Origin of the sequence: Rhodococcus yunnanensis NBRC 103083, assembly GCF_001895005.1 — a bacterium.
Taxonomy (GTDB): Bacteria; Actinomycetota; Actinomycetes; order Mycobacteriales; family Mycobacteriaceae; genus Rhodococcoides; species Rhodococcoides yunnanense.
The window spans coordinates 13,986-27,597 of sequence record NZ_BCXH01000003.1 but is presented as its reverse complement, the minus strand read 5'-3'; the positions used below and the strand labels follow the sequence as shown (position 1 = coordinate 27,597).

The 13,612-nt window shown below is 63.5% G+C and carries 14 protein-coding genes; 8 read left to right on the top strand and 6 right to left on the bottom strand.

The features are described 5' to 3' along the window. Positions 1-3: 3 nt before the first annotated feature. On the bottom strand, positions 4-1,410 hold the full coding sequence (locus RY1_RS06500) for a serine hydrolase domain-containing protein (protein ID WP_084727225.1): 1,407 nt from the start codon (positions 1,408-1,410) through the stop codon (positions 4-6). A gap of 166 nt (positions 1,411-1,576) precedes the next feature. Between RY1_RS06500 and RY1_RS06495 the strand changes: the two genes are divergently transcribed. Together RY1_RS06495 and RY1_RS06490 are read left to right on the top strand one after the other, a co-directional pair. Next, positions 1,577-2,476, top strand: a complete 900-nt coding sequence (locus RY1_RS06495) for a universal stress protein (RefSeq protein ID WP_072802743.1) — start codon at positions 1,577-1,579, stop codon at positions 2,474-2,476. 2 nt (positions 2,477-2,478) lie between these two features. Beyond that, positions 2,479-3,015: a flavodoxin domain-containing protein gene (locus tag RY1_RS06490; RefSeq protein ID WP_072802742.1), complete on the top strand. Its 537-nt coding sequence runs from the start codon at positions 2,479-2,481 to the stop codon at positions 3,013-3,015. Positions 3,016-3,069: 54 nt separating this feature from the next. On the opposite strand, the gene RY1_RS06485 is transcribed toward RY1_RS06490, so the two are convergent. Then, positions 3,070-4,065 (bottom strand): Acg family FMN-binding oxidoreductase, encoded by a 996-nt coding sequence (locus tag RY1_RS06485; RefSeq protein ID WP_306305349.1) that lies wholly within the window; start codon positions 4,063-4,065, stop codon positions 3,070-3,072. 176 nt (positions 4,066-4,241) lie between these two features. On the opposite strand from RY1_RS06485, the gene RY1_RS06480 reads away from it, so the two are divergent. The 3 genes from RY1_RS06480 to RY1_RS06470 all read left to right on the top strand — a co-directional run bounded on the left by RY1_RS06480 (position 4,242) and on the right by RY1_RS06470 (position 7,365). Then, complete coding sequence (locus tag RY1_RS06480) at positions 4,242-4,871, top strand: response regulator (RefSeq protein ID WP_072803043.1); 630 nt, start codon at positions 4,242-4,244, stop codon at positions 4,869-4,871. 59 nt (positions 4,872-4,930) lie between these two features. Then, positions 4,931-6,673, top strand: coding sequence for a GAF domain-containing sensor histidine kinase (locus RY1_RS06475; protein ID WP_072802741.1), 1,743 nt, complete (start codon positions 4,931-4,933; stop codon positions 6,671-6,673). 185 nt (positions 6,674-6,858) lie between these two features. Continuing rightward, positions 6,859-7,365 (top strand): SPW repeat protein, encoded by a 507-nt coding sequence (locus RY1_RS06470; protein WP_072803042.1) that lies wholly within the window; start codon positions 6,859-6,861, stop codon positions 7,363-7,365. Positions 7,366-7,385: 20 nt separating this feature from the next. Here RY1_RS06470 and RY1_RS06465 read toward each other — a convergent pair whose 3' ends face one another. Then, a complete protein-coding gene (locus tag RY1_RS06465) occupies positions 7,386-8,279 on the bottom strand; it encodes a LysR family transcriptional regulator (protein WP_072802740.1) in 894 nt (297 codons plus the stop codon). 102 nt (positions 8,280-8,381) lie between these two features. Here RY1_RS06465 and RY1_RS06460 point away from each other — a divergent pair, with 102 nt between their 5' ends. Genes RY1_RS06460 through RY1_RS06450 form a run of 3 tightly spaced genes read left to right on the top strand, consistent with a single transcriptional unit; the run spans position 8,382 to position 11,367 of the window. Continuing rightward, entirely contained in the window at positions 8,382-9,689 is a 1,308-nt protein-coding gene (locus tag RY1_RS06460; protein ID WP_072802739.1) for a CitMHS family transporter, read from the top strand. Further along, on the top strand, positions 9,623-11,041 hold the full coding sequence (locus tag RY1_RS06455; RefSeq protein ID WP_084727224.1) for an acyclic terpene utilization AtuA family protein: 1,419 nt from the start codon (positions 9,623-9,625) through the stop codon (positions 11,039-11,041). Before RY1_RS06460 ends, RY1_RS06455 begins: the two co-directional genes overlap by 67 nt. Beyond that, positions 11,038-11,367: an AtuA-related protein gene (locus RY1_RS06450; protein WP_072802737.1), complete on the top strand. Its 330-nt coding sequence runs from the start codon at positions 11,038-11,040 to the stop codon at positions 11,365-11,367. The genes RY1_RS06455 and RY1_RS06450 overlap by 4 nt, the downstream gene beginning before the upstream one ends. Positions 11,368-11,376: 9 nt before the next feature. Here the strand turns inward: RY1_RS06450 and RY1_RS06445 are convergent, their stop codons facing one another. Genes RY1_RS06445 through RY1_RS06435 form a run of 3 tightly spaced genes read right to left on the bottom strand, consistent with a single transcriptional unit; the run spans position 11,377 to position 13,458 of the window. Further along, positions 11,377-12,204 (bottom strand): ABC transporter permease, encoded by an 828-nt coding sequence (locus tag RY1_RS06445; protein WP_072802736.1) that lies wholly within the window; start codon positions 12,202-12,204, stop codon positions 11,377-11,379. Continuing rightward, positions 12,176-12,985, bottom strand: coding sequence for an ATP-binding cassette domain-containing protein (locus RY1_RS06440; RefSeq protein WP_072802735.1), 810 nt, complete (start codon positions 12,983-12,985; stop codon positions 12,176-12,178). Before RY1_RS06440 ends, RY1_RS06445 begins: the two co-directional genes overlap by 29 nt. Continuing rightward, positions 12,982-13,458 (bottom strand): MarR family winged helix-turn-helix transcriptional regulator, encoded by a 477-nt coding sequence (locus RY1_RS06435; RefSeq protein WP_072802734.1) that lies wholly within the window; start codon positions 13,456-13,458, stop codon positions 12,982-12,984. The genes RY1_RS06440 and RY1_RS06435 overlap by 4 nt, the downstream gene beginning before the upstream one ends. Between the last annotated feature and the right edge of the window lie 154 nt (positions 13,459-13,612).

The following is a 13,612-nucleotide window of genomic DNA, read 5'->3' as shown; positions in this document are numbered from 1 at the left end:
CCGTCAGGGAGTGGGCGACGGCGCTACAGGCGGTGGTGCTACAGACGGTGGTGCTACCGGCGGTGGTACTACAGACGGCGGCAGGGTGGGCTGCACTGAGGTTTCGCCACTGCTCGGCACCCCTGCAGGGTTGCCTCCGGTGTCCGCGCCCGCGCCGTAGAACGTCGGAATGATGCCCTTGAGCAACACCAGGGCCGAACCCTCACCGGTGGGAACCGTCGCGAGGTTCGTTGCGATGACGATCGTCAGATCGGTCTTCGGATCGTTGACCATGACGGTCATGTAGCCGGGAATCTGGCCGTCGTGTCCGATGAGGCTCGGCCCGAATCTCGCGATGCCGAGTCCGTACCCTGCCGCATCGGGATTGCTCGGGTCGGTCGGCTGAATACTGCTCAGACGTTGCTTCTGCATGTCCTCGTTCAGAAGTCCGCCTCCGACAAGCGCTTTGACGTACGTGACCATGTCCGCGGTAGTGGAGATCGCACCCCCTGCCGTCCATGTCCACGACGGGTTGGCATCCGTCTCGTCGTTGGGTTTCAGCGTCCCGGCCAAGGCTTCCGATTGCTGGGGTTCGGGAAGCACGAACGTGTCGATGGTCGAGACGTTGGTGCCGAACGAATATCCCTGTGGATGCGGCGTCGGGATCGAGGCATCCGCGGCGGCGGGCAGCGACGTGTGCGACAAACCGAGCGGCTCGAAGATCCTCTCCTGGAACGCATCTGCGGCGGACTCGCCGGTGAGTTGTTCGATGATCAGCCCCAACAGCACGATGTTGGTGTTGCTGTACTCGAACCTCTCCCCCGGTGCGAAGTTCACCGGATGGGAAAAAGCGATGTCCAACAACTCGTCCGGCGTCCATACCTTCTGCGGATCGTTGTCGAGCGTGGCGTTGAACTGCGGATCGAAACTGTAGCTGTACAGCCCGCTGCGCATGTCCGAGAGCTGCTCGATGGTGATCCGGTCGCCGTTCGGTACTCCGTCACGGAACGTGCTCACCGGGTCCGTCAGCGCCAGCCTTCCTTCCTGAACCAACTGCAGGATCACCGTCGACGTCATCGTCTTGGTATTGCTCCCGATGCGGAAGTAGTCGTCCAGCGTGACCGGTTGGTCCTCGTCGATCACCCGCGTACCGAACGTGGCGGACCAATTGCCCTGCGTCGGCGATTCGATGGCCACGACGGCCCCGGGAATCACGTTGTCCTTCATGAGCTTCTCGACGATCGGTTGCACCGTTGCTGCATAGGCAGGTTCGGCCGATGCACCCGAAGACGCAGATGCACCCGAGGACGCCGATGCATCTACTGTGGTGCTGCTGGAATTCTGGGCCGGTTCGGTGGAACTGCCGCATCCGGTGACAGCGGCCAGTGCCACCGCCGTGCCTGCGATCGCCAACCTGCAGTGAAGCCTCATCACTTCTCCTCACCGAGGGGCCGCGTCCAACCGACAGCAAGTCGATGATAGACAACACGCCGCGCCGACGACGCGAAATCGAGTTACCCGTCCAGGGACTTCGGTCCCGAAGCCATGGGACCGAAGTCCCTATCGTCGGCCGAGGGCGGGACCGCACTATGAGCTGATGACACAGGGACAGGCAGCGCGACCCAACGCGACTGTCGTCGGTGTCGACGAGTCACCTACCGGGCTGGACACGGTTCGGTGGGCGGCTGCGGACGTTGCAGCGCGGGGCGGGACGCTGGTTCTGGTGCATGCCGAACCGGACATCGACAGATCGTTCGCGGATGCTGTCAATCTCAGGGGCGGCCGGGCATCCACGGTGCGCGCGAGGGGGCGAGCGACTCTTTCTCGCGCACGCTCGACCGCCGAGTGCATTGTGGGCGAAGGATTTTCGATCGAAACAATACTTGCATCAGGTCGTCCGGCGAAGGTTCTGACCGGATTCGCGACCGATGCTCGGATGGTCGTCGTCGGCTCGAGGGGTGCCGGCGGACTGGCCCGCGGACTACTGGGCTCGGTGAGTGATCACGTCGCAACTCACTCACCGTGCCCAGTAGCTCTCGTTCCGCACGGACACTGCAGCTCCGATCGTGACCACGAGTTCCCGGTTCTCGTCGGACTCGACGTGACGACCAATCCCGACGCGATCCTGGAAGTTGCTTTCGAGCACGCGTCGACGCACGGTGTCGGTCTCCGAATTGTCCACGCTCACATCGAGTCCGAGTATCTGCTCGACCCTCAGCCGACCGAGGCGACCTGGCTGCACGACGTGGTAGCGCCGTGGGCACTGAAATATCCAGAAGTGCCGACGTCGGTAGCCATCGTCGACGACTCCCCGTCGCACGCAATTCTGGACGAGAGTCGTCGGGCACAGCTGATCGTCGTCGGCACACACGGCCACGGAACGGTGTCGGCTGCCTTCATCGGTTCCACGAGCCGCGCGGTCCTGCACCACGCCGCGATTCCCACCATCGTCGTACCCGCTACGGCCCCCGCACATCGAGAGGACCCCGAAAGGTGAGCATGCGAATTCTCGTTGCCTATGCAAGTAGACACGGCGCCACCCAGGAGCTCGCCGAGCGAATCGGAGGGGCTCTGGTCGACGACATGCTCGAACGAGGGGTGGCCTTCGAAGTCGACGTCATCGAAGCGTCGTCGGTCGACTCGGTGGCCGAGTACGACGCCGTGATTCTCGGAAGCGCTGTGTATCTGAACCGGTGGCTCAGGTCCGCCAGACGCCTGATCGCGCGTGAACACTGCGCTCTGCACACCATGCCCGTGTGGCTGTTCTCGAGCGGCCCGGTCGACATCGCGCAGGCCACGCCGCAGACGAAACCGTCCTGGGCCGTCGACCATCACATGTTCGGCGGGAAGCTCGACCTGTCCGTGCTGTCGCGGACCGAGCGCCTCATGGCCCGGCTCGTCCGGGCAACCAGTGGTGATGGACGGTCCGATACCGACATCCAGCAGTGGGTCGCCGGAATCGGCGACGACCTTGTCCCGCACAGTTCCCGCACGGCGGGCAGGCATCACCGTATCCCCAGTCACGCAGGTCGGTGACGCCCTACCTGCTCGGCTCGCCCTACCTGCTTGTCGGGGCGTGAACGGCGAGTGTCAGCTTCTGGCCCGTGACCGTACGCCGTCGAACGTGAGAATCGACGACACGCGTTGCCGCGGCGTCTGGTCAGGCCCAGGGCCCGACGCAGGCGTCCCTATCCGCACCAGCACCTGAGGCGCTCCAGCCGGGACCAGGGAGGCGACGACGGCACGGCTCCCCGGCTGCTCCGTCACGTGCGTCAGAGGGCACGTGGCCAGGCCCTCGGCCGTGGCCTCCAGCAGTACGGACGACAATGTCCTGCCGCTTCGCAGCCAGTCGTCCGGCCGATCGTGCGCGGTGGCGAGAACCAGTACCGTGGCTGCGTCCTCCTTCACTCGGGTGTCGTGGTCTCGGCCGGAGGGTTCGGGAAATCGGCGGCCCACGTCGACCTCTCTCGATTCGGTACTGTCCGCGAGTGAACCCGGCGGGATTCCGTCCGAACCGAACGTGTGACCGGCCCACCACCGCAGTTCGGCCTGATACGTCGAGTCGTATTTGCGTGCCGACGCGCTCAGATGCGACGCCTCGGCGAGTGCCTGCCGTGCCCGGTCGGAGAGAACGGTGATCTCGGTACCGTTCTCCTCGCCTGCACGTGCCATCTCCGGCGTCATCGCCAGCTCGGTCCGTACTCCGCCGAAGGGCCTGCGGTCCGAACGACGACGGTTGATCGCCGTCAGCAGATCGAACTCGTGCGACCGGGGCCTGGCGCCGTGGACGAAGTGAACGCGCGCAAGATGCTGCGGGGCAGCGGGACTGGGGAACACCTCGACGTCCGTCGACCACCGCCAGGCCTGCGCTGCTGTCTGCAGATGCGCCAATGCAGCACCGCAACTGATCACCAGAGCTCTACCGTCCGGATCTGCCGCCGCCAGTATCCGAGACCGGTCCGAGAAGAGGTCCAACCGGCCATCGGTATATCTCCACGTCCACGGTTGACTGTTGTGCACGGACGGGGCTCGGCATGCCAACTCCACGAGCATCGCGACGAGAGTCGAATCGGGCTGAACGTTCACGCTGCACTCCCTCGAACTTCACCACGGTGGACGGGACCATCGCTCCATTCACTGTGTGCGCGTCGACGACAGATCCACCAGGGCAGATCGTCACCCGTTTCGGAGGACTTTCTACGGGTCGACGTTCACCTCCGCGACAGTATGCTGGCCTCAGACGCGGGATGCGAGGTGACAGTGTGACCACGGTGTTCCTTGTCGACGACCACGAGATCGTTCGTCGTGGTCTCATCGACATCATCGAGACGGACCCGGACTTGACGGTGATCGGCGAGGCGGGGTCGGTGGGCAGTGCGCTGGCACGGATTCCAGCTCTGCGCCCTGACGTCGCCGTCCTCGACGTGCAACTGCCGGACGGCAACGGTGTGGAACTCTGCCGAGAACTGATGTCGACGATGCCCGAATTGCGCTGTCTGATGCTCACTTCCTTCACCGAGGATCAAGCGATGCTCGACGCGATCCTGGCGGGTGCGAAGGGCTACATCGTCAAGGACATCAAAGGAATGGAGTTGGCGAGCGCGATCAAAGCCGTCGGAGACGGTAAATCGCTGTTGGACAACAGAGCGGCAGCGGTATTGATGGAAAGGCTGAGATCGAGTCGCGCGATGCCAGGACCTCTCGCGGATCTCACCGAGCGAGAACGCACTTTGCTGTCACTGCTGGGAGAGGGGCTGACGAATCGCCAGATTGCCGAGCGTATGTTTCTCGCGGAAAAGACTGTGAAGAATTATGTTTCGCGGCTATTGGCCAAACTGGGCATGGAGAGAAGAACGCAGGCAGCAGTCCTCGCGTCCAAACTCGACCCGTAATCCGAAGCGGCGGTTGAACTCCGCTTCCGTGTACCGAAGTTCACGCGCATACTGGGGCGATGGTGGGGACAGGGGGCTCCGAAGGGCGTGTCGACGCCCAGGATCTGCAGGACACGCTGTCTCAGATCCGACTGCACGAACTTCTCACCGAACTCGGCGAACATATCGGCAAGATAACCGAGGCGCGTGAGCAGTTCGACGGTTTGCTGCGCGCCATGTTGGTCATCTCGGCCAGCCTGGATCTCGACGACACACTGCACTCCATCGTGGAGTCGGCAAAGAGGCTGTCCGGAGCCGAATACGGCGCACTCGGCATCCGCGGCGAGAACGACGAGATCACCTCGTTCATCTTCGACGGGATCGACGACGAGGCCGCCGCGCGGATCGGGCCCCTCCCCACCGGCGGCGGTGTTCTGGGTCTGCTCATCGAGGAGCCCAAGGCGATTCGACTCAGCGACCTGTCTGCACATCCGTCGTCGATCGGGTTTCCGCCGAATCACCCACCGATGAGTTCCTTTCTCGGCGTTCCCATCCGGATACGCGGCGAGGTGTACGGCAATCTCTACCTGACCGAGAAGAGCGGCGGCCGAGAGTTCACCGACGACGACGAAGCAGTGGTACAAGCGTTTGCCTCGGCCGCAGGCACTGCCATCGAGAACGCCCGACTGTACGACGACGCGCGCACACGCCAGTCGTGGATCGAGGCGACACGCGACATAGCCACCGAATTGCTGGGCGGCACAGCACCGGACGACGTCCTGCAAACCGTCGCCGACAAGGCACTGATGCTCACGGCGGGTGATCTCGCCTTCATCGCGGTACCGAACGATCCCGATGCGCAACCCGAGGACGTCACCGAACTGATCGTGCACGTGGCTTCGGGGAAACGGTCGGCACATCCTGACGTCGTGATCGGCACGGTTCTGCCCGTACACGGCTCCACGTCCGGCGCGTCGTTTCGAACGAGAGAACCGATACGTACCTCCCGGCTCCAATTCAATGCCACTGCAAGCCTTCCGGAGGACTACGGTCCGGCGCTCATCTCACCTCTCCGAGCGCCCGACAGGGTCACCGGCGTTCTCGTGGTGCTGCGCAGGGATGCAGCCGACGCCTTCACCGACATGCAGTTGGATCTGGTCGCAACCTTCGGAGACCAAGCGGCACTGACCGTTCAGATCGCGAACTCGTCACGGCGCCTGCGCGAGTTCGACGTACTGGCCGACCGCGACCGTATCGCCCGTGAGTTGCACGATCACGTCATTCAGCGGATCTTCGCCGCCGGATTGTCACTGCAGGGCACGGCCCAACGAACCACATCGACCGACGTCAGGAACCGGCTTGCCTCGACCATCGACGAACTGCAGGAAACCGTTCAGGACATCCGATCCGCCATTTTCGATCTGCAATCGGAGGACATGGGCGGCAGCGCGTTGCGTAGACAGTTCAACGAGATCATCGACGAGATGGTCGACGACTCCGGACTACGCACGACGGTCCGCGTGAGCGGTCCGCTTTCGGTGGTCGATACGCCACTCGCAGGCCATGCACTCGCCGTTCTGCGGGAGGGCATCAGCAATTGCGTCCGCCACGCACACGCGAAAACCGTCGTCGTCACGATCTCGGTGGGCGACGACCTCACCATCGAGATCACCGACGACGGATGCGGCCTCCCCGAGGTCGTCTCACCGAGCGGGTTGAAGAATCTACGAGCACGCGCCAAGGAATGCGGCGGTGACATGAAGATCGGATCTGCCGGCGACACGAGCGGTACGACGCTCACCTGGTCGGCGCCTCTCCCCTGATCTTCTCGCCGGAGGCAAGACCGACCCACCCGCCGGAGGCGAGACCGACCCGGTCGCCAGAGGCGAGGGACCTTCGGCCCTATGCCGTTCGGATGCGCGCGGGTGAAATCGACAGTACGCGGATCACGGCCAGCCGGCCCGCGTCGTTCGACGAGGATTCGCGTCACCATCGAGGAGATGCACCCATGTCCACATCGACGAATCTACCCATTCACACGCACCCGGATATCGCCGCGCTGCGCGACCACTACGACGAAGCGTTCGGCCGACCCACAGCTCAGGTGACCGATGGTCTGCTGTTGCTGGCGGGCCTGTATGCAGCTGCATCGTCGTGGATCGTCGGATTCGGCGGTTTCGACAACGGACCGGCATTCATCGCTGCAGCAGATGGCGCAACGGCCATCACCGTCTCGAATCTGATGTGCGGACTCGCAATTGCCATCCTGGCCCTCGCGTTCGGAGCGGCGTACGGAAGAACGCACGGTGTGTCGTTCGTCGTTCCTCTGCTCGGGCTCTGGTTGATCGTCTCACCCTGGATCATCGCCGATGTCGTCACCACCACCTCGATGATCTGGTCGAACGTCGTCGTCGGAGTGGTGGTGCTGATCCTCGGATCGGTCACGACCGCGATGGGCACTCCGGCCATGGACAGGAACCGCCTGAAGGACATGCGCCACCCACGCGAAGAATGACGTCGGCCCGCCAGGGCTGTTCAGTCGGTCGCATCCGTCAGGAGGCACCGTACGAAATGTCGCACACTGGCGGTCTCGTGTCTGGCCTCCATGCGTAGCAAGGAGATCGTCCGCTCCACGGTCGGCACGAGCGGGATGTGCACCAGACCGGCGAACGACATCATCGGCAACACCATCCGCGGCACCGCAGTGATGCCGAGGCCCGCTGCGACCAGGCCGGCCACTGCGCCGACATTCTGCGCGTGCATCACCGGACCTGTCGTCACGCCTGCGGCGTCGAGTGCGTGCAGAACCGGCCCGGCGATACTGCTCTGCGGCCCGAAGGCGATGAAGGGTTCGGCTTCGAGGTCGGTCCAGTCGAGTTGCGGCCTGTTCGCCAGCCGATGCGTCGGCGCAAGGGCGCAGTAGAACGAATCCGTGGTCAGCGTCTGCTGCTGGACGCCTGGGATGACTCCCGGAGTCGATACGAGCGCCAGATCGACAGCTCCGGAGAGAAGGTCGTCGAGAGATTCCTGGCGCAATCCGTCACGTATCTCGAGCTGTACATCCGGATGCTCGCGCCGAAACCGCACGACGTACGGCGGCAGGAACGTGGCTGCCAGCGACGGTAGACACGCAACCGAGACGCTTCCTCGATCACCGGTGACGAATCGTGCGATCTGCGCCAGACCCTCGTCGAAGTCGGACACCATCCGCCTCGCGTGCTCGGTGACGGCTCGTCCGTCGGGCGTGACGGCCACCCTCCGCGTCGTCCGTTCGAAGAGACTGACGTCCAACCTCCGCTCGGCCTCCGCAACCGACCGACTGAGCGACGATTGCACCATCCCGAGGGCGGCGGCGGCCTCGGTGAAACTCTCGTGGTCGGCGATCGCAACGATGCACCTCAGATGCATGATCCCCAGGTTCAGTACCATTACCTCAGCCTATGCGTCATGCACATCAATCGATCGCAGATTGATATTGGACATGCATTTGTGATCCAAGCAACATGGCCTCCAGTCCTTGAAGGAGGTCACATGCTCGCCGTCCTCGGTTTCGCCACCATCGCCACGTTCCTTGCACTGACGTTCACCCGCCGCGTGTCCGTGCTGGTCGCACTCGTTCTGGTCCCCATCGTCTTCGCACTCATCGGTGGTTTCGCGCCAGAACTCGGCGGAATGATCGCGGATGGACTGATCAAGGTCGCGCCGGTCGCGATCATGATCGCCTTCGCGGTCCTGTACTTCAGCCTGATGGTCGATCAAGGGATGTTCGACCCCGCAATACGGAAAGTCGTGCAGTGGGCAGGAGGAAGTCCGACCAAGATCGCGGTCGGCACCGCGGTACTCACCCTCATGGTTGCGCTCGACGGCGACGGCACCTCGACCTTCCTGATCATGGTCTCCGCGATGCTGCCGATCTACCAGCGGATAGGCATGCGCCCCCTGGTTCTGACCGGAATCGTCTGCCTGTCGGCCGGTGTCATGAACATGATCCCGTGGGGCGGCCCGACGGTCCGTGCGATGGCGGCACTGAACGCGACCAGCGGCGACATCTTCACCCCCGTCCTACCGGCGATGGCGGTCGGTGCGATCTGGGTCGTGTTCTCGGCGTTCCTGATCGGGCGGATGGAATCCAAGCGACTGGGCGACGTTCTCGCACCGGTGGTCAAGGCAGGTCCGGGAACCCCGCATGTCGACGACCTCCCGACCCGCGCGAAGGTCCACCCGGCGGTCATGGCCTTCAATGTGGTTCTCACGCTTGTACTGTTGGTGATCCTGCTGTTTCAGCTGGCACCGCTGCAGGTTGCCTTCGCCGTCGCGTTCACTCTCGCCGTGGTGGTGAATCGCCCCAAGTGGAATCAGCAACAGGAGCTGTTCGCCAAGCACGGCGGCAACGTCACGATGGTCGTCGTGATGATCCTCGCGGCCGGAGTACTCACCGGAATCCTGAACGGCACCGGCATGATCACCGCGATGGCCGAGTCGTTCGTCTCCTGGATACCCGCGTCCGCAGGCTCGTTCCTGCCGGTCATCACGGCAGTGACATCGATGCCGCTCAGTCTCGTCTTCACTCCCGACGCTTACTACTTCGGCGTCGTTCCCGTACTCGCCGAGACGTCGGCATCGTTCGGCGGTGATCCGTTCGAGATCGGCCGCGCCGCCATACTGGGGCAGATGACCACGGGCTTTCCGTTGAGCCCACTGACCGCCTCGACGTTCATTCTGGTCGGAATGTCCAACGTGGAACTGGGCAAGCACCAGCGCTTCATCTTCGGATGGGCGTTCGGCACCACCATCGTCATGACCATCATGGCCCTGCTGACAGGAGCGATCTCACTGTGACCGAATCCGATCGCACCATTCGCCTCGGCGCCGGATCCGGCTTCTCCGGCGACCGCATCGACCCCGCCGAGAAGCTGGCCCGACGCGGAGATCTCGACTACCTGATCTTCGAGTGCCTCGGTGAACGCACCGTCGCAGCCGGAAACGCACGGCGCCTCCTCGACGAGGACAAGGGATACGATCCGCTTCTCGGTGCGCGAATCGAAGCTGTTCTGCCACATACACTCCGACGCGGCACACGCATCGTCACCAACGGCGGAGCTGCGCACCCGCTCGCGGCGGCACGGATGATCGCGAATATCGCCGCGCGGGTGGTCGATGCTCCGGTCAGGATCGCGGCAGTCACCGGCGACGACGTACTCGATGCAGTTCGGAGTGCGGACCCGATCGTCTGGGAGACCGGAAAACCATTGTCCGCGCATACCGAGCACCTGGTGTCGGCCAACGCCTACATCGGAGCCGACGCGGTGATCCCCGCACTCGAACAGCGCGCAGACATCGTGGTCACCGGCAGGCTCGCCGACCCGTCTCTGTACGTGGCACCGCTCGCGTACGAATACGGGTGGGATCTGGGCGACGCGGCAACGATCGGCGCAGCAACCGCCGTCGGCCACCTACTCGAATGCGCAGGCCAGCTCACGGGCGGCTATTACGCCGACCCCGTCACCAAACCCGTTCCAGGGCTTGCCGATCTCGGATTCCCCTTCGCCGACGTCGCCGACGACGGCACCGCTGTGTTCGGCAAGCTCGACGCCTCGGGCGGGATTCTCACCACCCGCACCTGCACCGAACAACTTCTGTACGAGGTGGGTGACCCCACCGCGTATCAGACCCCGGACGTCACGGCAGATTTCGGACGTGTGCGCTTCGACCAGGTCGGACCCGACCGAGTGGCCGTCACCGGTGCCACCGGGACCACACGCCCCGACGACCTCAAGGTGACTCTCGGCTTTCGTGGCGGCTGGATCGGCGAGGGACAGATCAGCTACGCCGGGCCGAGGGCATTCGACCGAGCACGCCTGGCGGCGGACATCGTCGCCGCGCGACTGGCGACGGTGCACGGCCTCGATCCGGATGGATTCACGTGCGAATTCATCGGGGCCGGAGCGTCGTTCCGCGGTCTCGACACCGATCCGAGCGCCGCCGAGGTACGCCTGCGGATGACCGCGAGGACGGACTCGCCGGACTCCGCCGACCTCGTCGGATGGGAGGTGGAGAGCCTCTACACCAACGGCCCCGCCGGCGGCGGCGGAGCGCGAAGATCGGTATCGGAGGTGCTGTCCATTCGGTCGGCGTCGATTCCACGTGCATTGGTACACACGGATGTTCACATGATGGAGACCAACTCATGACCGACACTCGCACAGTCGACGACCTGGCCGACGTCCGAACCGGGGACAAGGGCGACACCTTGATCCTCGCGGTGTTCGCCCGCAGCCCCGCCGCGTACGACGAACTCTGCAGAGCCCTCACACTCGACCGCGTCGTCGCCCATTTCGGTGACCGCACCACTCGGCACCCCAGGCGGACACTGCAGAACAACGTGCTGTCCCTCGTTTTCGAACTACCGGGGCAGTTGGGGGGCGGTGTCACCGGATCGGCCGAACTCGACGGGCACGGTAAAACCATGAGCTACCACCTGCTGAGCATGTCGGTAACCGATGATCGGGACCGATAGGGGCTCGCCTCAGCGCGCGAGCCGGCCGAGTGTCGAACTGGCAGCAGTGATTCCGAGTACCGCGGCCAGAATCAGCACGCCGAAATCCAACACGAGGTTCGACGGAATGCCGATCAGTAGATCCCGCAGCGCATTCACCTCGTAGCTCAGCGGATTGACGTGGCTGATCACCTGGAGCCAACCCGGCATCACATCGATCGGGTACAGCGCGTTGGAGGCGAAGAACAACGGCATCGTGATCGCTTGCCCGATGCCCATCAACCGGTCACGTTTGCGCACCAGCCCGGCGAGCGTCATCGACAGGCACGAGAAGAAGACTGCCCCGAGCATCACCACGACGAATGCGGCGAGAATCTTCAGCGGATTGACCGTCAGCGCTATTCTCATGATGTAGGACAGCACCACGACGATGAGCACCTGCGCAACCGATCTGACGCCCGCCGCGAACGCCTTGGCCGTGATGAGCGCGGCGCGAGGTGTCGGTGTGACCAGAAGTTTGTTGAGAATCCCGGCATCACGGTCCCAGATGATCTGAATGCCGTAGAAGATCGAGATGAACAGCGCCGACTGCGCGATGATGCCCGGTGCAAGGAACGCCAGATACGACACCGAACCGGTGTCGACGACATGCAGGCGAGAGAACGTCGTCCCGAAGACGACGAGCCAGAGCGCGGGCTGGATTGCACGCGTGGCCAATTCGCTTCGATCATGACTGAGCTTCTGCAGCTCCACCAGTGAGAATGCGCCGATCCGCGAGAGCAGAACCGTCAGTCTGCGCACTCCGTGTGGCGCACGAAGATACTGGTTCTCACGCGGTGCGGCGACTGCTTCGAACATTGCGCATTCCTCTCTGATTCTGCTCGGTCTCGGTCAGATCAGCTCCGGCGAAGTGCCGGAACACGTCTTCGAGCGACGAGTCGACGCCCAGTTCGGACTTGAGCTCGTCAGGCGTTCCGACCGCTTGAAGTTGTCCCTTGTGCATCAATGCAACTCGGTCGCACAGTGCATCGGCCTCTTCCATGTAATGCGTCGTCAGCAGCACCGTCATGCCGTAGGTCTCACGCATCTGCGTGACCACCTGCCACACGCTGTCGCGGGCGATCGGGTCGAGTCCGACCGTCGGTTCGTCGAGTACCAACAGGGACGGCCGATTGACCAATGCCTGCGCCAGTTCCAGCCGACGTACCATTCCGCCGGAGTACGTCGACGCCAGGCGGTCCGCGACGGAGAGCAGATCCATCGACTCGAGTGCCTGCTCGACGCGTTCGGCGCGTTCTGCCCTCGGGACGTCGAACAATCGCGCGAACCAGGCGACGTTCTGCCTGCCCGACAGGGCTGCCTCGATGGACAGCTGCTGCGGCACGTACCCGATGTTGTACCGCACATCCATTGCATGCGAGGCGATGTCGAGTCCGAAGATCTTCACCGATCCCCTCTGGATCGGGGTCAACGTATTGAGCACTCGAATGGTTGTCGTCTTGCCTGCGCCGTTGGGGCCGAGCAGCCCGAAGGCCTCACCCGCGCCGATCGTGAGCGACAGGTTCTCGACCGCGGTGAAATCCCCGTATCGATGGGTGAGACCGACGCATTCGACGGCCGGTGGCTGCTCGGATGTCATGTTGTTCCTTCCATTTCGCGCTCGTGGAGAAGATCGGTCAGAGTTTCGAGGACGTCGAGTCCGTCGGCGAGGGTGGTGCGCTGTTCGACTGTCAGCTGCTGCAACACCTCGGCGATCAATCGGTGACGATTGCCGCGCGAACGATCCGCGTCCTCCTGCACACTCGGCGTCAACGCGAGCCTGCCGATGCGGCGGTCATCCGGGTCCGGTGTTCGTAGGATCAGCTCGCGCGAGGTCAGCTGCGAGACCAACGTGGACGCGGTGTTCGCGGCAAGTCCAAGTTCGTGTGCGGCATCGCCCACCGAGGTTCCCGGTCGACGGCTCACCAACCTGAGCAGTTCCGCTTGAGACTCGGTCAGTCGCTTGTCGTCGAACGAACGACCGGCCACCCGGCGCAGTTGTCTGCGAAATCTTCCTACTCGTCCGAAGAGGTCACCGGGTAGCGGCCTCTCCACGGCTGACTCTGAAGGCATACGACGATATTACCTCTGAAACAGAGGTAATGGGTGACGACTCGTCCGCCGCCCCAAGCCTGCCTTCATCCGATCGAAAATAAATTGTAACTATTTCGATATATTCGGCCTTGATTGGTTTACTCTTCCCGGTGTATTGCTCGTTGGTCACCGG

Bases quoted from the DNA above. Each gene is read 5' to 3' on its own strand.
- RY1_RS06490 (WP_072802742.1), top strand. From the start codon at position 2,479: ATGCGAATTCTCGTTGCCTATGCAAGTAGACACGGCGCCACCCAGGAG.
- RY1_RS06465 (WP_072802740.1), bottom strand. From the start codon at position 8,279: ATGGTACTGAACCTGGGGATCATGCATCTGAGGTGCATCGTTGCGATC.
- RY1_RS06470 (WP_072803042.1), top strand. From the start codon at position 6,859: ATGTCCACATCGACGAATCTACCCATTCACACGCACCCGGATATCGCC.
- RY1_RS06440 (WP_072802735.1), bottom strand. From the start codon at position 12,985: ATGACATCCGAGCAGCCACCGGCCGTCGAATGCGTCGGTCTCACCCAT.
- RY1_RS06495 (WP_072802743.1), top strand. From the start codon at position 1,577: ATGACACAGGGACAGGCAGCGCGACCCAACGCGACTGTCGTCGGTGTC.
- RY1_RS06460 (WP_072802739.1), top strand. From the start codon at position 8,382: ATGCTCGCCGTCCTCGGTTTCGCCACCATCGCCACGTTCCTTGCACTG.
- RY1_RS06475 (WP_072802741.1), top strand. From the start codon at position 4,931: ATGGTGGGGACAGGGGGCTCCGAAGGGCGTGTCGACGCCCAGGATCTG.
- RY1_RS06450 (WP_072802737.1), top strand. From the start codon at position 11,038: ATGACCGACACTCGCACAGTCGACGACCTGGCCGACGTCCGAACCGGG.
- RY1_RS06455 (WP_084727224.1), top strand. From the start codon at position 9,623: ATGGGCGTTCGGCACCACCATCGTCATGACCATCATGGCCCTGCTGAC.
- RY1_RS06500 (WP_084727225.1), bottom strand. From the start codon at position 1,410: ATGAGGCTTCACTGCAGGTTGGCGATCGCAGGCACGGCGGTGGCACTG.
- RY1_RS06445 (WP_072802736.1), bottom strand. From the start codon at position 12,204: ATGTTCGAAGCAGTCGCCGCACCGCGTGAGAACCAGTATCTTCGTGCG.
- RY1_RS06435 (WP_072802734.1), bottom strand. From the start codon at position 13,458: ATGCCTTCAGAGTCAGCCGTGGAGAGGCCGCTACCCGGTGACCTCTTC.